Here is an 18,041-nt window from a genome sequence, read left to right as displayed (position 1 = left end):
TGGTGTGCGCCGCGGCTTGCGGTGCGGCGCGGAGCCTTACGAGTGGTGCGACTGCGGGCAGGCCGGGTTCACCGGCCCGCCCGGTGCCGACCTGGCCGGTTCGGGCCCTGGGGCGAGGCACCGTCGCCTTCTCCCAGGCGGCAACCGCCCGATCTCCCTTGCCGACGCTCCCATTGGCGATCTGCGAGGACGCTGACGGGACCTCTCGGTGTGCCGCCGCCACCCGTGCGGTTCCCCACCGGAACCAACTGGCCGACATCGGTGAACACGACGTCGGAGCAGCGGGCCGCCGCCCGCCCGCCCCCGTCGGAACCGGCGGGCCGCCGCGCGTGAGAGCGTCGGCGGAATCCTTCAGCGGGCCGCCACGCGCCGCAGGCCACCGGATCCCGCACCGCCGGTACGGGGCAGCGCCGGGGGAACCTGGATGGCGTCGAAGGGCTCGGGAGCCGAGTCCACGCTGGGGCGGCGGCCGGCGCGGCCCTCGCCGAGCACCTGCCAGCCGTCGTGGGTGAGCGTGATGTACGCCCCGCACCGCAGCCCGTGCAGTGTGCAGGCGTCGCGCAGCCCCCACATCCAGGCGCCGTCCTCCTCGGTCCAGCGGGCGTCGCCGTCCCGGCAGTAGAGCAGGATCGCGGTGCGCGCGGGCGTACGGCGCCGCAGGTCGTGCGGGATGACCCGGCGGAGCTGGGCCAGCAGGGAGTTGCGGAACATCCAGCCGTCGGCGGGCGCCGACCGGCGGGTGAACGAGGCGCTCGCCCGCAGCCGTTCGTCCTGGTCCAGCACGGCCACGATCGCCGTCGAGAGCCCGGGGCGGTGCCGTGCGTGCAGTCCGCTGACGACCTCGCGGGGATTGCGCAGCAGAGGGATACCGGCCGCGGCCCATTCCGCAGGCTCCAGCACACGGGCGGCGGAAGCGGTGGACAGGTCGGCGGACGTCGACGTCGATGCCGTGGGAGACGGAGCGAATCCGAAGGTCACGATCCTCCCTTCGGCTACGCGCCCACACTGCGGGCGGGGTGGAATTCAGGGGAGCGCGCACCGCAGTGAAGCCCTTCCGGGCCACGGGCCGGGCCGTGCGGGGAGCGGACTCCAATTCTTCCTGTCGAACTGGGATGCGGCAACGAGCAATTGGGGCCACCGCCCCTTAACAGGCGATGCGTGGCTTATATCACTACCCCGTGCGGCCCCAGATGATGCTGGGAAGACCGTGACGCACCGGGAACCTCGCGGGGAACTGTAGGTGTCGGACGGAGGACCGGCCAATTCAGCCCTGGACGGCAAGCACCAGGGGCAGCACCCCGGCCGCACCCGACTGGCGGAGCATGCGTGCCGCCACCGCGAGAGTCCAGCCCGTCTCGGTGAAGTCGTCCACCAGGAGGACCGGTCCCCGCGTCTGCTCGAGGGGCGCCTTCAGAGCGGGAGGTACGACCAGAGCCCCGTCGAGGGCCTTGAGGCGTTGCGCGCTGTTGCTGCGGGAGATGTGCGACCCGTCGTGCGCGTACTCCACGGCGCCCAGCAGAGGCAGCCGGCCGACCTCGGCGATCCGGGTCCCCAGGGAGCCGATCAACTGGGGGCGGGTGCGGGAGGCGATGGTGACGACACCCACGGGGCGGGGTGGCGCGTCCGCGTCGCCGGAGGCCCAGCCACCCGGGCCCCTGGCCCAGTCCGCGAGGACACCCACGACCGCGCGTGCCACGTCGTCCGGAACGGGACCGTCCCCGGCCTGCGGCGCGAGCATCGGACGCAGCCGGTTCCCCCACCCGATGTCCGACATCCGCCCCAGTGCGCGCCCCGGCGCGGCCTGCTCGCCGACAGGAATGCGCCCCTTGAGATTCACGCCGATCGCGGGAAGGCCCGTCGGCCACATGCGCCTCGGCTCGACATCGACTCCGGCCCGCCCGAGGTCGACCCGTGCGGCGTCCACAGAGGCGTCGGCGGTGTCCGCGGTGAAGCGGGCCCCCGCGCAGTTGTCGCAGCGACCGCAGGGGCGGGCCGCCTCGTCGTCCAGCTGGCGCTGCAGGAACTCCATGCGGCAGCCCGTCGTCGAGGCGTACTCCCGCATGGCCTGCTGCTCGGTGGCACGCTGGCGCGCGACCCATTCGTAGCGCTCGCCCTCGTACGTCCACGGCTGACCCGTCGCGATCCATCCGCCCTTGACCCGCCGGACCGCGCCGTCCACGTCGAGGACCTTGAGCATGGTCTCCAGCCGGGATCGCCGCAGCTCCACCAGTGGTTCGAGGGCGGGCAGCGAGAGCGGGCGGTCCGTACTCGACAGGACGTCGAGGGTACGGCGGACCAGGTCTTCCGAAGGGAAGGCCAGGGAGGCGAAGTACTGCCAGATCGCCTCGTCCTCCTTGCCGGGCAGCAGCAGGACTTCGGCGTGCTCGACGCCGCGTCCGGCGCGGCCGACCTGCTGGTAGTAGGCGATGGGGGAGGACGGGGAGCCGAGGTGCACGACGAAGCCGAGATCGGGCTTGTCGAAGCCCATGCCCAGCGCGGAGGTGGCGATCAGCGCCTTGACCTTGTTGTTCAGCAGGTCGTCCTCCGCCTGCTGACGGTCGGCGTTCTCCGTCTTGCCGGTGTACGAGGCGACGGTGTGACCGCGTTGCCGCAGGAAGGCCGTGACCTCCTCGGCGGCGGCGACGGTGAGGGTGTAGACGATGCCCGAACCCGGGAGGTCGTCCAGATGATCGGCGAGCCAGGCCATGCGGTGTGCGGCGTCGGGAAGCGCCAGCACATTGAGGCTCAGGCTCTCCCGGTCCAGCGGGCCCCGGAGCACCAGTGCGTCGGACGACCCGCCCGTGCCCAGTTGCTCCGCGACGTCCGCCGTCACACGCGCGTTGGCGGTGGCGGTGGTGGCGAGGACGGGTACGCCCGGTGGCAGGTCGCCGAGCATGGTCCGCAGCCTGCGGTAGTCCGGACGGAAGTCGTGCCCCCAGTCGGAGATGCAGTGGGCCTCGTCCACCACGAGCAGGCCGGTGGCCGCCGCGAGCCGGGGCAGTACCTGGTCGCGGAAGTCGGGGTTGTTGAGCCGCTCGGGGCTGACGAGCAGGACGTCCACCTCGCCGGCCGCGATCTCGTCCTGGATCGCGTCCCAGTCCTCGGTGTTCGAGGAGTTGATCGTCCGGGCGTGGATGCCGGCCCGTGCGGCGGCCTCGACCTGGTTGCGCATGAGCGCGAGCAGCGGGGAGACGATCACGGTGGGGCCGCTGCCCCGCGACCGCAGCAGCGACGTGGCGACGAAGTACACCGCGGACTTGCCCCAGCCCGTGCGCTGCACGACCAGGGCTCTGCGCTTGTCGGCGACCAGTGCCTCGATGGCCCGCCACTGGTCCTCACGCAGCCGTGCCGTGCCGGTGGCATCTCCGACGAGGCGTGCGAGGGCCGAGTCGGCCTCCGCCCGCAGATCCGCGTTGCTCACGTGCTCCATGGGTCCATACAACAGGACGCCACTGACATCGCGTGGTCGCGCCGCTGACTCCCGCGAAGTCGTGTGGCCGACTCCCGCGAGGCACCGCGGCTTACCCGGCGAAGTCGCACGGCTGACTCCGCGAGGCCGCACGGCGACGGACGAGCCGTGCGAGCACGCCGTCGCCGAGAATGCGCGGCCTGCGTGAGCCCGCTGGCGTCCGCACGTCTGTGGCATGTTCCCGACCGGAGTTATCCACAGGGCCAAGCGGAAATCGGCGATCCACGAGATCGTCTGCGCATGACGAATCACAGCGAAACGACCGGATCCTTCGGAAACGACGACATCACCGGCCAGGGCGGACACATCCGGCCGAACGGCCCGGACGAGCGCATCAGGCCGAACGGCGACGGTGTACGAGGTGAGCGCACGCCGCCCGCGGATCACGCGCACCCCCTCACCACGGGCGCGCTCGGCCCGCACCAGGTCACCCTGCGCACCCCGGCCGAGCTGGCCGACGCGCTGCCCTATCTCCTCGGTTACCGTCCCGAGGACAGCGTCGTGATGGTCGCGCTGCACGACGCGGACGGTCGCGGCAGGTTCGGCGGCCGGGCCCGGCTCGGTATCCCCGCGAACAAGGAGGACTGGCCCGGCGCGGCCAGGCAGCTCGCGCACGGCCTCATCACGGGCAGTGTGCGGCGCGGCTCCCCGCCCGAGCAGATGGTCGTCTACCTCTGCCAGGAGCCCGAGAAGGGGGAGACGGGCCGAGAGGTCATGGACCGGCTGAGGCCCCTCGCCCACGACCTGCGCGTCGAGTGCGGAAACCACGACGTGCCGGTGATCGAGGCACTGTGCGTCTCCGACGGCCGCTGCTGGTCCTACTGCTGCGACCGGGAGGACTGCTGCCCGTCCGAGGGCCGCCCGATGGGCCTGCCCGGTACGTCGGTCCTGGCCGCGGCGGCCACCTACGCCGGCCTTCAGGTCCGCGGGACCCTGCGAGAACTGCGCGCCCGGCTCCAGCCCTGGGAGACCTCGGCCGCGCTGCGGCAGGAAATCGCCCTGGACACCGCGGGAATGGCCCTCGTCCCCAGGATCCTCGACGAGGAGAGCCGCGCAGCCGTCGCCCAGGAGACCCTCGACCTGGCCCGTCGTGTGATGAGCCGCCTCGCGGAGGGTCCGTCGGTACAGGGCGCCTTCGCCGCGGACCTGCGCGACGACGAACTCCTCGGCCACGACGAGGCGGCCGCCCTGATCCTCGGCCTCCAGGACCGTGGAACACGCGACCGCGCCGCCGAGTGGATGGAAGGCGACGAGGCCGGCCCCGCCCTGCGTCTCTGGCGGGCCCTGGCCCGGCGCTGCGTGGGCCCCTACGCCGAGCATGCCGCCGCCCCGCTGACCCTGGCGGGCTGGGTCGCCTGGTCCAGCGGTGACGAACTCGAGTCCCGCGAAGCCCTCGCCATGGCCCTGGGAGCCGACCCCGACTACCTCTTCGCCCGCCTCCTGCACCAGGCATGCAACGAGGGCCTCGACCCGGAGTCCCTGCGTCGCTGCCTGCGCGCGGAGCGCGGCGAGCGCGAACGCGAGGGCGGGGGAGTGGGAAGCACAGATCAGGGAGCGGAGCCGGAAAGCGCCGGGTCCGGCCCGGTCGACGCGACACGTGACGCCGACGCGGTGGTCTCCGCCGAGGGCGACCCCGGCGACGACAGCCGTTGCGAGCCGTCGTCGGCCCGGCCCCTGGGCCCGGCCGCGCGACGCTTCCGCCCAGGTCGCGCCCGAACCGTCACCGCCGATGTGAGGTCCGACGGCACCCACCAGACCTCTTCGCCCGGTGCCCGACGCACAGGACGTGGAACCGCACGGCCGGGCATCTCCCGTCCGCCGCGGCAGAGCTCCCGTGCCTCGCGAGAGGGCTCCCCTGCACGGCGCGACGTCTCAGGTCCCCCGCGTACGTCGACGAGGGGCGGCGGCCGGCACAAGCGTTACGACTCCTCCACGGCCGCGTGGCCCGAGCACGACCGCGCGCGGGACGACTCGTGAGCCGCCACACGGTCGGGGCCGTCGGACGGTGCCGGGCGGTGGCCGGGTGGGTCGTGCGGGCGGTCGTGACAGTCCAGAACCGTCGACGCCGCCATTCGGCTCGGTCCCGGGGGCCAGGGCGTGACCCGGGAGACCCCGGCCCCGTTCACCTGGGTGACGGATGTCTCTCGCGGCCCAGTCGTACCGCCACTTCACACACGCCCCGTCGTCTCCGTCGACCGCCACCGCAACCGCCCGAGGCGAACCCACCGCAGAAAAGTCGCCGTATGCACCAGCCGCCCCCGCCCCCTGCCGACGACGCCCGCTCCACCCCCAGCGTTCCTGGTCCTTCGAGGAGGGCGGGGACCGCAGTGCCGCCGCCGCTGACGGGGGCCACGAACCGACGGTCATCCGGGCCGCGCGCCGACACGGATCGCCCGGCCGGAGGTGCGAGCCGGCAGCCGCAACAGTCCCCAGGCGCCCTTCCTCCACCCCGCAACCCCGCCGAACTGCCGCCCGCCCACGCGGTCATGATCTGCGTGGCCCTCCCGAGCCTCGCCATCTCCACCGATCAGGGGCAGTTGACGGGCCGGGGCCTGGAGGGGGTCTACCACGCGGGCCGACGCGTACTGTCCCGTTGCCTGGTCCGGGTGGCGGGGCGTGAGCCGCTGGCGATTCGGGCGTGGATGACCGGGGCCGACCGGGCCCGGTTCGTGGGCACGGTGCGTACTTCCGCACAAGCGGGTCCGGACCCGGACGTCGTGGTCGAACGTGTCCGTCACGCCGACGGCACGGAGCGCATCACCCTGCACAGTTCGGCTCCTCGTCCCCTGCGACTGCCCGTCGAGGTCGCGCTCGGCGCGGACCTCGCCCCTCTCGGGGCGATCGCCGCGGGCGGAGCGGGACCCGAACTGCCCGCGAGCGTGCATGCCTTGGGCCTGCGATGGTCCGGCCCCGGAGGTGGATGCTCGGTCACGGCAGAACCGCCGCCCGCCGACGCCCTGGCCTCCGCCGGGCTGCTCCGTTGGGAGTTGGAGATTCCGCCGGGCGGCAGCACCACCGTGGAGCTGCGGGTCCGCCCGGACGCGGCGGGCTCCGGTGCCGCCCGGCCGGTCGGGCGGACGGCCGCCAACCCGATCTCCGCGGCAGAGGCGCGCGGCGACGACGCCAGGGTCACGGCGCTGCTGAGAACCGGCGTCGAAGATCTCCGAGCCCTGCTGATCAGGGACCCCGCCCAGCCCACCGACATCTGTCTGGCGGCCGGTGCCCCCTGGCGCTGCGGCCTGGCCCCGGCCGAGGCGCTGGCGGCCGCCCGGATGGCACTGCCACTCGGCACCCGTCTGGCGGCCGGAACCCTGCGCACCCTCGCAAGGACCCAACTCAGACGCTCGGGGCCGCAGTCGGGCATGATTCCCGGGCCTCGCAGGGACGCGGGCGCGCATCTGCCCCCGGCCTGTACCGGCACCGAGGCCACACTGCTGTTCCCCGCTCTTCTGGCCGAAGCCCGTCTCTGGGGCATGGCGGAGCAGGAGACGGAGGAACTGCTGCCCGTGGCCGAGCGCTGCTTGGACTGGCTGCTCAGAGCCGTCGACGGCGTCTACCTGCCGGACCCGCAGCCCGCGGGCCCCGCACGCGCAGAGACACAGGCGCACGCCCACCGGGCGGCCTGCCTCGGAGCGGACCTGCTCGACGCTTGCGGCAGACCGGGCGGAGCCGCACTGCGGGAGTGGGCCCGGACGCTGCGGGTGGCGTTCCGGGACGAGTTCTGGATGGAGGACCGAAGCGGAGGCCGCCCGGCCGCTGCCCGCACCCCCGGCGGCCGTCTGCTCCCGCACTTGGGCGCCGGCGCCGCCCATCTCCTCGACACCGGTCTCCTCGGCGGTGGCCGGTACGCCGACGGGCTGCTCGGCAAAGCGCAGGTCGAACAGCTGGCGCGGCTGATGGGCAGCCCGGTGTGGGATTCGGGCTGGGGCCTGCGGAGCCTGGGCACGAAGGAAGCCGGGTACAACCCCTTCGGCCACCGCACGGGAGCGGTGCGTTTCCACGAGACGGCGGTGGCGGTGGCCGGGCTCGCGGTCGCGGGCCACGAGAAGGAGTCGGCCGCCCTGCTGCGGGGACTGCTGGCCGCGGCCGAGGCCTTCGGCTACCGATTGCCGGAGATGTGCGCGGGGGAGCAGCGCACCGACGCCAGTGTCCCCCTCGCCCACCCGGCGGCCTGCCGCCCCGCGGCCACGGCCACGGCGGCGGGGGTGCTGCTGCTGACCGCACTCGTCGGCATCCGCCCGGACGCCCCGGCCAGGACGGTCACACTGCGCCCCCTGCGCGGCGCACCCCTGGGCGAGATCGCCCTGACCGGCCTGCGGGTCGCGGCCGCCCCCTTCTCCGTGCGGGTGAACAGGCTCGGCCTCGCGATGGTCGAGGAGGCGGCGGACGGACTGCAACTGGGGTCGTGACCGTCGCACCAGCCGAGCCGGACACCCCCGCCACCACGCCCGAACCCCGGCACGACCGAAGCCCGAGCCTTTCCCGGCAGGGCGTCTGACCTCGTACAACGGGCCCCCGCGCCCCCGTACGGCCGCCCGAACGATCACATGTGACCCCGCCCGCCCCACCGCCCGTACCGCCCCGGCAGCCGCATACCGGTCAACGAGACGACCAGTCGCCGATGCGGCCCAGGAAGGGAGTGTTTATCGTCAGGAAGACGACTATGATCACGGCATGCCCTACGACCCGTCAGCCTTCCCGCCCTTCGCCGTCACCGTGGATCTGGTCGTGCTGACCGTGCGACGCCATGCTCTGTGCGCGCTGGCGGTGCGCAGGGGAGAGCCGCCGTTCCAGGGGCGCTGGGCGCTGCCGGGAGGGTTCGTACGGGAGGACGAGGATCTCTCGCAGGCCGCGGCGCGCGAGCTGGTGGAGGAGACGGGGCTGCATGCCCACGACCCGTCCGTGCCGGTCCAGGACAACGGTGCTCACCTGGAACAGCTCGCCACCTACGGCGACCCCAAGCGTGATCCGCGGATGCGGGTGGTCAGTGTCGCGCACCTCGCGCTCGCCCCGGACCTGCCCGCGCCCCGCGCCGGAGGGGACGCGAGCAACGCCCGCTGGGCTCCGGTCGAGGAACTGCTGGAGCAGGGCGGCTACGGCCGTGACGGGGAGCCGATGGCGCCGCTCGCCTTCGACCACGCGCAGATCCTGGCCGATGGTGTCGAGCGGGCGCGTTCGAAGATCGAGTACTCGTCACTGGCGACGGCGTTCTGCACGCCGGAGTTCACCGTCGGTGAGCTGCGCCGCGTCTACGAGGCGGTGTGGGGCGTCGCGCTCGACCCGCGCAACTTCCACCGGAAGGTGACGGGTACGCCGGGCTTCCTGGTGCCCACCGGCGGTACCACCACGCGCCAGGGCGGTCGTCCCGCCCAGCTCTTCCGGGCCGGCGGCGCCACGCTGCTCAACCCGCCCATGCTGCGCCCCGAGGTGTGAGGCGGGCGTCGATACGAAGTCGGCCGGCCTCAGGACCGGGAGCGGTCGCGGCAACGGGCTCAAGTGCCGCACTCGGGCGTCCCGCCTTTTCCAACGGGCCGTTCGGTGCCAGGAAAAAGGGACATAGCGCGCTATCTTGCTGCGGGTGATCCAGGCCTTCGGATTGACCAGCAACTCTCGTAAGGGCCTTCCGGCCGCCGTCGACGACGTCTCGTTCGACGCCCGCGCGGGACATCTCACCGCGCTGCTCGGGGCCCCTGGTTCGGGCAGGACGACCGTGCTGAGGCTGATGCTCGAACTCCAACAGGGCCGCGGGATCACCTACTTCAGAGGCAGACCCCTCCATCGCATCGCGCACCCCTCGCGCGAGGTCGGCGTGCTGCTGGGAGATGTGCCCGGCCATCCCGCGCGTAGCGTCCGGGGGCACCTGCGCATGCTGTGCGCCGCGGCGGGCGTACCGGTGCGGCGAGCGGACGAGGTGCTCGAAGTCGTGGGCCTCGTCAGCCTGCGCGACGAACGGCTCGGCACCCTCTCCCGTGCCATGGACCGCCGGCTGGGCCTCGGCTGCGCGCTGCTGTCCGACCCGCACACGTTGGTGCTCGACGACCCGGCCGACGGGCTCTCCGCGCGGGAAAGCCGTTGGCTGTACGGCGTGCTGCGGGCGCACGCGGATCAGGGCGGCACGGTGCTGTTCACCCTCGACGACCCCAAGGAGGCGGCCCGTACGGCAGACCGGATCGTCTCGCTCGAACAGGGCAGAGTCGTCGCCGACCAGGACGCCGGGGACTTCGCCCGCACACGACTGCGACCCCGCGTCGCAGTCCGCAGCCCCCACGCCGCCCGTCTGGCGACCCTGCTGGCCAAGGAGGCCCGCACCAAGAGGCGCTCCGTGGAGGTCCTGCGCGAGGACGGCAACCGCCTCTACGTCTACGGCAGCACCTGTGCCGACGTCGGCGAGACGGCGTTCCGGCACGGCGTCCTCGTGCACCAACTCGCCGACGAGACGGGAGACATGGGGGCGAGCGCGGCGCAGAGTGCCGTGGAGGGCGAGTCGGCCGCGGCCACCGAGCCGGTCGCTGACAGTCCGGCTTCCGTACAGCCCGGCTCGGACGTCACCGCGGACACCGAGCCCGCGACCGAAGCGCAGGCGAATCCGCCCGAGGGCAAGGCCGGGACAAACGCCCGAGAGCCACAGGCCGACCTCCCCGAAGACGCCAGGCCCGCCCCGAACGCGCTGTCCTCTCTGCCACCCCCCATCTCGGTCCGCTCCGCCCCCAGCCCTCTGCGCCCGCTCCGCTACGAGCTGCGCAGGGCGGCCGGGATCGGGACGGGATTTCTCACCGGGGCCGCCGTGCTGGTCGTCTCCGCGCTCACGGCGGTGATCCTGGCGCGGATCGGCCACACCCCACAGGCGCGGCTGCTCGCCGCCTGGCCGAGGGAACTGCCGCTGCCACCCGCGGCGCTCGGTGCGGGGCTGCTGGGCGCGCTCGCCTTCGGGGACGAGTTCCGTCACCCCGCCCTGGCCGCCGACCGGGGCACGGTGCCCCGCCGGCTGGGGCTGCTAGTCGCCAAGCTCCTCGTCGCCGCGGCCACCGCCCTGGCCCTGGCCGTCCTCACCGTGGGATGCGACGCCGAGGTGCTGTACCTCGTATACGGACGGGAGCTCTCCCGAGTTCCCGCGGACTGGCTCTCTCTCGGCGCGAGTTGGATCGGGCTCGTGGTCGGCTGTGCCTGGGCGGGCGTACTGGCGGCCGGGATCTTCCGGTCCACGACGGCAGGGCTAGCGGCCGTCGTCGCGGTGCCGGTGGTGGTCGTACCGCTCGTACAGAAGGCCTGGGAGGGACCGTCCGTGCGAAACGCGGCCGGATTCCCGGTGCGGTTGCGTGAGGTGCTGCTGTCGCAGTGGCCCTTCGGCGGAGAGCGCTATCTGGGCGGTGTGGTGCGGGTGCTGGCCCAACCCGTCGGTGGCGCGCTGGCGTTGTCGCTCACCACGCTGTTCTGCGCATATCTGCTCATGACCCTGCGCGGGAGGGTCCGATGAGCGGTGTCCGGGCGGTTCCGGGCCCGGACTGCGCACAACTCCCCCGAGAAAGGCCATTTCTTTCCGATAAGGCGTCAATTGCGACGGGGGGAGCGATCACCCTTTCGTGTGCTTTTCACCAAAGCCCTCAAGGGAGTTGGAGGCGACGCCGACAAAGGATGCGTGAGTACCCTTGCGCACACCATGATGACCCCCGCCCGCACCGCCGACGCCGGTCTCGCCGGTCCGGGCGAACTCGACCGCTACCCCTACGCGGAGGCCCCCGCCGCCGACCGCGTCGGGCCCCCTGCCTGGGAGAGCGCGGACCCCGAGCTGGGCCGCGTGGGCCGGCGCGCCGCGGGCAGCCGTGGACGCGGACTCCACGGCCAACTCGTCCAGCAACTCGGTCAGATGATCGTCTCGGGCGACCTGGGAGCCGACCGTCCGCTGGTGCCCGAGGAGATCGGGCAGCGCTTCGAGGTGTCCCGCACCGTCGTCCGTGAGTCGCTGCGCGTCCTGGAGGCCAAGGGCCTGGTCAGCGCCCGCCCCAATGTGGGCACGCGGGTGCGCCCCGTCAGCGACTGGAACCTGCTCGACCCGGACATCATCGAATGGCGCGCCTTCGGGCCGCAGCGCGACGACCAGCGGCGTGAGCTCACCGAGATGCGCTGGACGATCGAGCCGCTCGCCGCGCGCCTCGCGGCAGGGCACGGCCGGGAGGAGGTCCAGCAGCGGCTGGCCGACATGGTCGAGATCATGGGCCACGCCATGGCTCAGGGTGACGCGCTGACCTTCTCGCGCGCCGACGCCGAGTTCCACTCGCTGCTCATCCAGGTCGGCGGCAACCGCATGCTGGAGCACCTCTCCGGGATCGTCTCCGCCGCCCTCCAGGTCTCCGGCGGCCCGGTCACGGGCTGTGACCGCCCGAACGAGGCCTCGCTGGCGCACCACGGCCGGATCGTCGACGCCCTCGCCACGGGCGACGGCGCGGGGGCCGAGGCCGCCATGCGTCAGCTGCTCATCGTCCACCCCGAGGTGGAGCGCGTCGTGCCCGCCCCGCGCGAGCACTGATCGCGCGCCACGGGCGGCCCGCCCGGGGGTGCCTCTCCCCTCCTGTGGCATCGTCGGCCGGCGGACCACTCCCCGTCGGACCCCGCAGGGCCTTCTTCCTGCGGGGTCCTGCGGGGTCCCGCAGGGTCCGACGGGGTCCCGGGGCGCCTAGGCGCCCCGGTGCAGCCCGCTCGCCCCGGCGAGCCCGCGTCCGCACCGGCCCGTCGCTCTTTGTCCGCGCTTGACTGCTTTTGATCGCTTACGGGGTGTGACTCGGGCCACGCGGATTGGGCGTAACGCTCGCGAGGGCAGCGCGATGACCTAAGAGGTGACAGCCGCGGAGGGAATACGGACGCCTTGGAAGGCGCTGTGCATCTTCCCGGCCCCCGCCCGCACCGTCGGCCCATCCCCAAGCCGGTGGTCGGCTCCTGTCCGTCGTGGACGGGGCCGGAAGCCGTTTTCCAACGTTCCGAGAGGTTGTTCGTGTCGGCCAGCACATCCCGTACGCTCCCGCCGGAGATCGCCGAGTCCGTTTCTGTCATGGCGCTCATCGAGCGGGGAAAGGCTGAGGGGCAGATCGCCGGCGATGACGTGCGTCGGGCCTTCGAAGCTGACCAGATTCCGGCCACTCAGTGGAAGAACGTACTGCGCAGCCTCAACCAGATCCTCGAGGAAGAGGGTGTGACGCTGATGGTCAGTGCCGCAGAGCCCAAGCGCACCCGCAAGAGCGTCGCAGCGAAGAGCCCGGCCAAGCGCACCGCCACGAAGACGGTCGCGGCGAAGACGGTGACCACGCGGAAGGCCACCGCCACCACGGCCGCCGCACCGGCCGCGCCCGCCGCCGACTCCGACGTCGACCCCACCGAGGAAGCCGCTCCCGCCAAGAAGGCGGCCGCGAAGAAGACGACCGCCAAGAAGGCGGCCGCGAAGAAGACCGTCGCCAAGAAGACCGTGGCCAAGAAGACCGCGGGCAAGAAGGACGACGCCGAGCTGGTCGAGGAAGAGGTCCTCGAGGACGCCAAGCCCGGCGACGAGCCGGAGGGCACCGAGAGCGCCGGATTCGTGCTGTCCGACGAGGACGAGGACGACGCGCCCGCGCAGCAGGTCGCCGCCGCGGGTGCCACCGCCGACCCGGTCAAGGACTACCTCAAGCAGATCGGCAAGGTCCCCCTGCTCAACGCGGAGCAGGAGGTCGAGCTCGCCAAGCGCATCGAGGCGGGCCTGTTCGCCGAGGACAAGCTGTCCAACGCCGACAAGCTGGCCCCCAAGCTCAAGCGCGAGCTGGAGATCATCGCCGAGGACGGCCGCCGCGCCAAGAACCACCTCCTGGAGGCCAACCTCCGACTGGTGGTCTCCCTGGCCAAGCGCTACACCGGTCGCGGCATGCTCTTCCTGGACCTGATCCAGGAGGGCAACCTCGGTCTGATCCGCGCGGTCGAGAAGTTCGACTACACCAAGGGCTACAAGTTCTCCACGTACGCCACCTGGTGGATCCGTCAGGCGATCACCCGCGCGATGGCCGACCAGGCCCGCACCATCCGTATCCCGGTGCACATGGTCGAGGTCATCAACAAGCTCGCGCGTGTGCAGCGCCAGATGCTCCAGGACCTGGGCCGCGAGCCCACCCCGGAGGAGCTGGCCAAGGAACTCGACATGACCCCCGAGAAGGTCATCGAGGTCCAGAAGTACGGCCGCGAGCCCATCTCGCTGCACACCCCGCTCGGCGAGGACGGCGACAGCGAGTTCGGTGACCTCATCGAGGACTCCGAGGCCGTCGTCCCGGCCGACGCGGTCAGCTTCACGCTCCTCCAGGAGCAGCTGCACTCGGTCCTCGACACCCTGTCCGAGCGCGAGGCGGGCGTCGTCTCCATGCGTTTCGGTCTCACCGACGGTCAGCCGAAGACCCTCGACGAGATCGGCAAGGTCTACGGCGTCACGCGTGAGCGCATCCGCCAGATCGAGTCCAAGACCATGTCGAAGCTGCGCCACCCGTCCCGTTCGCAGGTGCTGCGCGACTACCTCGACTGAGTCTCCGTACGGCCATGAGGGCCCGGCTTCCCGACAGGGAGCCGGGCCCTCGTCGTATGGGCGGGGTGGCGGGTGCGAGGGGGCTGCCCCTGGAACACTCTGAGTGTCTGATCAACACCTCAGAGTGAGGAGCGCGCATGCGTCGTCCCTTTGTCCGGACCCTGGCAAGGCCGCTTGTCCTGGCGGCCGCGGCCACCGCCATACCGCTGATGTCCACCGCGCCGGCGACCGCCGACAGCGTGGTGGGCGGATTCCCCGTCGACATCTCCGACAGCCCCTGGACGGTCGCCCTGTCCAGTCGTGACCGGTTCGGGGGTACGCGCTCGGGACAGTTCTGCGGCGGCGTGGCGGTCGGGCGGTCCACCGTGCTGACCGCCGCCCACTGTCTGAGCGAGGAGGTCCTCGGTGGCCCGCCGGGCAGGGCGAACGACCTCAAGGTGATCACCGGCCGCACCGATCTGCGGTCGAGACAGGGGCGGGAGATCCAGGTGCGCGAGGTATGGGTGAACCCGGACTACGACAGCGTCAGCAACGCCGGGGACTTCGCCGTGCTCTCCCTCGCCGAGCCCGTGGCGCAGGACGCGGTCGTCCCGATGGCCGCCGCGGGCGATGCCGCGTACCAGCCGGGCACGCCGGCCACGGTCTACGGGTGGGGTGATGTCACAGGAGCCGGAGACTACGCCTACGGCCTGCGGGGGGCCCGGGTGCACGTGCTGCCGGACGAGATGTGCGCCGAAGCCTATCCGGGCAGCGCCGAGGGGACCTTCAGCGCGGACAGCATGGTGTGTGCCGGTGAGGAATCCGGGGGCCCGGACGCCTGCCAGGGGGACAGCGGGGGTCCGCTGGTCGCCGAGGGGCGGTTGATCGGGCTGGTGTCCTGGGGCAGCGGTTGTGGCCGTGCCGGTGATCCGGGGGTCTACACACGGGTGTCCGATGCCCTGCGGGTGCTGGGCTGGAGCGGTGACCTGCGTGCCGCTGGGGGCCGCGGGGGCGCCTGAGGGGCCGTGATGCGGCCATGGTGGGCCTGAGCGCTCCGGGCGGCCCAGGAGCCCTGCCGTAGGGCTTGTGGGCTCCGCCGCACCGCAGTGGGGGCCGTCCGTCCGTCGGCCTTCCGTCCACGAGTGCGGGCGGTGGCCCCTGAGGCCCAGGGGCCACCGCCCGTCCACCGGCCGGCGCCGGTGCTCGCTCGTCGTGGACGCGGAAGGTCAGCGCTCTTCTTCGGAGGAGGATCCGGGAACGGTGGTGAGTCGCTCGGTCTCGTCCTGTATCTCAGCGGCGATCTTCTTGAGTTCCGGCTCGAACTTGCGACCGTGGTGGGCGCAGAAGAGCAGTTCTCCGCCGCTCAGCAGCACGACGCGCAGGTAGGCCTGGGCGCCGCAGCGGTCGCAGCGATCAGCGGCCGTCAGTGGGCTCGCGGGGGTCAGAACAGTAGTCACGTCGCCTCTTCTCTAGCTCGACGAGCTGTCGTACCAGGGTCAACATCCAACCAGCCCGAATTCGTTCCCGCTCGGGGCTTCCTCTCGAAAAAATCTTTCCGAGTGGTTGTCTGCTGCCGGTTGGCGGCGAATGTGCCGTATCGCGTGTCTATGAGTCGTACGGGTTCGCGCTGTGTCGGGTCTCGGTCCTCCCGGCTGGGTTGCCGGTTGTTCATGAGGACGTGCCCGGAGCCTAAATGGTTCATGCGCCGAAGGGAACGTGATTCCTGCTTCACTCCATCGAGGGATCGAACACCCATGCGATACTGGACTAGGCTGTGTTTCGGACGAGGGTGGCGTTACAACGGCTCTACCAGGCCTCGGTACCCTCTGAGCGGCGACCGAAGCCGCGCCCTTACCCAGAAGGGCCCCAACTGAAATTCAGCGAGGAGCGAACCGCGTGACCGCCGAAACGTCCGTGCCGTCCACAGCGCTGCTGGCAGGAGCAGACCGGGACGGTTCCAACTACACCGCGCGGCACCTCCTCGTCCTCGAGGGCCTCGAGGCTGTGCGCAAGCGCCCGGGTATGTACATCGGATCCACCGACAGTCGTGGTCTCATGCACTGTCTGTGGGAGATCATCGACAACTCCGTGGACGAGGCCCTCGGGGGCTACTGCGACCACATCGAGGTGATCCTGCACGACGACGGCTCGGTGGAGGTGCGCGACAACGGCCGCGGCATCCCGGTCGACGTCGAGCCCAAGACCGGTCTGTCGGGCGTCGAGGTCGTGATGACCAAGCTCCACGCCGGCGGAAAGTTCGGCGGTGGCTCCTACGCGGCCTCCGGCGGTCTGCACGGCGTCGGAGCCTCGGTCGTCAACGCCCTGTCCGCCCGCCTGGACGTCGAGGTCGACCGTAGTGGTCACACCCACGCCATCAGCTTCCGGCGCGGTGTCCCCGGAGCGTTCGCCGGCGTCGGCCCGGACGCGAAGTTCGAGGCCAAGGGCGGACTGCGCAGGACCAAGAAGCTGCCGAGGACGCGTACCGGCACGCGCGTGCGCTACTGGGCCGACCGCCAGATCTTCCTCAAGGACGCCAAGCTCGCCCTGGAGACCCTCCACCAGCGCGCCCGGCAGACCGCCTTCCTGGTGCCCGGCCTGACCATCGTCGTGCGCGACGAGTTCGGTCTCGGCGAGGGCGGCAGCAAGGGCGAGGAGTCCTTCCGCTACGACGGCGGCATCAGCGAGTTCTGCGAGTACCTGGCCAGTGACAAGGCCATCTGCGACATCCTCCGCTTCACCGGGCAGGGCACCTTCAAGGAGACCGTCCCGGTGCTCGACGAGCACGGCCAGATGACCCCCACCCAGGTCACCCGTGAGCTGGTCGTCGACGTCGCCCTGCGGTGGGGCACCGGGTACGACACGACCGTCAGGTCGTTCGTCAACATCATCGCCACCCCCAAGGGCGGCACGCACGTGGCCGGCTTCGAGTCGGCCGTGACCGGCACGATCAACGAGGTCCTGCGCACCAAGAAGCTGCTGCGCGTCGCCGAGGACGACGTGGTCAAGGACGACGCCCTGGAAGGTCTGACCGCGGTCGTCACGGTCCGTCTCGCCGAGCCGCAGTTCGAGGGGCAGACCAAGGAGGTGCTCGGCACCTCGGCGGCCCGCCGCATCGTGAACGGCGTGGTGACCAAGGAGCTCAAGGCGTTCCTCACGGCCACCAAGCGTGACGCCGCCCAGCAGTCCCGGGTGGTCCTGGAGAAGATCGTCGCCGCGGCCCGTACGCGTATCGCGGCCCGCCAGCACAAGGACGCCCAGCGCCGCAAGACGGCCCTGGAGTCCTCGTCGCTGCCCGCGAAGCTGGCCGACTGCCGCAGCGACGACGTCGACCGCAGCGAGCTGTTCATCGTCGAGGGAGACTCCGCGCTCGGTACCGCCAAGCTCGCCCGGAACTCCGAGTTCCAGGCGCTGCTGCCGATCCGCGGCAAGATCCTCAACGTCCAGAAGTCGTCCGTCACGGACATGCTGAAGAACGCCGAGTGCGGCGCGATCATCCAGGTCATAGGTGCCGGGTCGGGCCGCACCTTCGACATCGACGCGGCCCGCTACGGCAAGATCATCATGATGACCGACGCCGATGTGGACGGCTCCCACATCCGCTGCCTCCTCCTGACGCTCTTCCAGCGCTACATGCGGCCCATGGTCGAGGCCGGCCGGGTCTTCGCCGCGGTGCCGCCGCTGCACCGGATCGAGCTCGTCCAGCCCAAGAAGGGGCAGGACAAATACGTCTACACGTACTCGGACCGCGAACTGCGCGACACCCTCATGGAGTTCCAGAGCAAGGGCGTCCGCTACAAGGACTCGATCCAGCGCTACAAGGGTCTGGGCGAGATGGACGCCGACCAGCTGGCCGAGACCACCATGGACCCGCGCCACCGCACCCTGCGCCGGATCAACCTGTCCGACCTGGAAGCGGCCGAGCAGGTCTTCGACCTCCTCATGGGCAACGACGTGGCGCCGCGCAAGGAGTTCATCTCCAGCTCCGCGGCGACGCTGGACCGGTCCCGTATCGACGCCTGACCGTCCCCGGCCTCGGGCGCTTCACCTGAAGGGGTGAAGCGC

11 protein-coding genes are annotated in these 18,041 nt (G+C 71.7%); 8 read left to right on the top strand and 3 right to left on the bottom strand.

Annotated elements, in window-relative coordinates; translation table 11 throughout:
- Nucleotides 1-351 precede the first annotated feature (351 nt).
- Nucleotides 352-978 carry a hypothetical protein gene (locus tag ACFYR0_RS15285; RefSeq protein ID WP_389326899.1) on the bottom strand — a complete coding sequence of 209 codons (627 nt, stop codon included), beginning with the start codon at nt 976-978 and terminating at the stop codon, nt 352-354.
- Nucleotides 979-1,264: 286 nt separating this feature from the next.
- The gene (locus tag ACFYR0_RS15280; protein WP_389326896.1) at nt 1,265-3,430 is read right to left on the bottom strand and encodes a RecQ family ATP-dependent DNA helicase; all 2,166 of its coding nucleotides are present in this window, start codon (nt 3,428-3,430) and stop codon (nt 1,265-1,267) included.
- 279 nt (nt 3,431-3,709) lie between these two features.
- Here ACFYR0_RS15280 and ACFYR0_RS15275 point away from each other — a divergent pair, with 279 nt between their 5' ends.
- The 7 genes from ACFYR0_RS15275 to ACFYR0_RS15245 all read left to right on the top strand — a co-directional run bounded on the left by ACFYR0_RS15275 (nt 3,710) and on the right by ACFYR0_RS15245 (nt 14,998).
- Nucleotides 3,710-5,446, top strand: a complete 1,737-nt coding sequence (locus ACFYR0_RS15275; RefSeq protein ID WP_389326893.1) for a DUF4192 family protein — start codon at nt 3,710-3,712, stop codon at nt 5,444-5,446.
- 509 nt (nt 5,447-5,955) lie between these two features.
- Nucleotides 5,956-7,878 (top strand): glycogen debranching N-terminal domain-containing protein, encoded by a 1,923-nt coding sequence (locus ACFYR0_RS15270; protein WP_389326891.1) that lies wholly within the window; start codon nt 5,956-5,958, stop codon nt 7,876-7,878.
- Between the two features lie 265 nt (nt 7,879-8,143).
- A complete protein-coding gene (locus tag ACFYR0_RS15265; protein ID WP_389326888.1) occupies nt 8,144-8,902 on the top strand; it encodes an NUDIX domain-containing protein in 759 nt (252 codons plus the stop codon).
- Nucleotides 8,903-9,047: 145 nt separating this feature from the next.
- Complete coding sequence (locus ACFYR0_RS15260) at nt 9,048-10,943, top strand: ATP-binding cassette domain-containing protein (RefSeq protein ID WP_389326885.1); 1,896 nt, start codon at nt 9,048-9,050, stop codon at nt 10,941-10,943.
- 162 nt (nt 10,944-11,105) lie between these two features.
- The gene (locus tag ACFYR0_RS15255) at nt 11,106-11,993 is read left to right on the top strand and encodes a FadR/GntR family transcriptional regulator (RefSeq protein ID WP_389326882.1); all 888 of its coding nucleotides are present in this window, start codon (nt 11,106-11,108) and stop codon (nt 11,991-11,993) included.
- Nucleotides 11,994-12,455: 462 nt separating this feature from the next.
- The gene (locus ACFYR0_RS15250) at nt 12,456-14,000 is read left to right on the top strand and encodes an RNA polymerase sigma factor (RefSeq protein ID WP_389326879.1); all 1,545 of its coding nucleotides are present in this window, start codon (nt 12,456-12,458) and stop codon (nt 13,998-14,000) included.
- A 137-nt stretch (nt 14,001-14,137) separates the two neighbouring features.
- Entirely contained in the window at nt 14,138-14,998 is an 861-nt protein-coding gene (locus ACFYR0_RS15245) for a S1 family peptidase (protein WP_389326875.1), read from the top strand.
- Nucleotides 14,999-15,205: 207 nt separating this feature from the next.
- Here the strand turns inward: ACFYR0_RS15245 and ACFYR0_RS15240 are convergent, their stop codons facing one another.
- Nucleotides 15,206-15,436: a hypothetical protein gene (locus ACFYR0_RS15240; RefSeq protein ID WP_389326872.1), complete on the bottom strand. Its 231-nt coding sequence runs from the start codon at nt 15,434-15,436 to the stop codon at nt 15,206-15,208.
- Nucleotides 15,437-15,875: 439 nt separating this feature from the next.
- Here ACFYR0_RS15240 and ACFYR0_RS15235 point away from each other — a divergent pair, with 439 nt between their 5' ends.
- On the top strand, nt 15,876-17,999 hold the full coding sequence (locus tag ACFYR0_RS15235) for a type IIA DNA topoisomerase subunit B (RefSeq protein ID WP_389326869.1): 2,124 nt from the start codon (nt 15,876-15,878) through the stop codon (nt 17,997-17,999).
- Nucleotides 18,000-18,041: the final 42 nt, after the last annotated feature.

Source organism: Streptomyces sp. NPDC005017, assembly GCF_042873115.1.
Lineage (GTDB): Bacteria > Actinomycetota > Actinomycetes > Streptomycetales > Streptomycetaceae > Streptomyces.
Note: the sequence above shows the minus strand (reverse complement) of the source record. Positions and strands in the feature narration are given on the sequence as shown.

What these genes read in the sequence shown, in the direction of transcription:
- ACFYR0_RS15280 (WP_389326896.1), bottom strand. Translation starts at nt 3,430, where the DNA reads ATGGAGCACGTGAGCAACGCGGATCTGCGGGCGGAGGCCGACTCGGCC.
- ACFYR0_RS15275 (WP_389326893.1), top strand. Translation starts at nt 3,710, where the DNA reads ATGACGAATCACAGCGAAACGACCGGATCCTTCGGAAACGACGACATC.
- ACFYR0_RS15270 (WP_389326891.1), top strand. Translation starts at nt 5,956, where the DNA reads ATGATCTGCGTGGCCCTCCCGAGCCTCGCCATCTCCACCGATCAGGGG.
- ACFYR0_RS15265 (WP_389326888.1), top strand. Translation starts at nt 8,144, where the DNA reads ATGCCCTACGACCCGTCAGCCTTCCCGCCCTTCGCCGTCACCGTGGAT.
- ACFYR0_RS15245 (WP_389326875.1), top strand. Translation starts at nt 14,138, where the DNA reads ATGCGTCGTCCCTTTGTCCGGACCCTGGCAAGGCCGCTTGTCCTGGCG.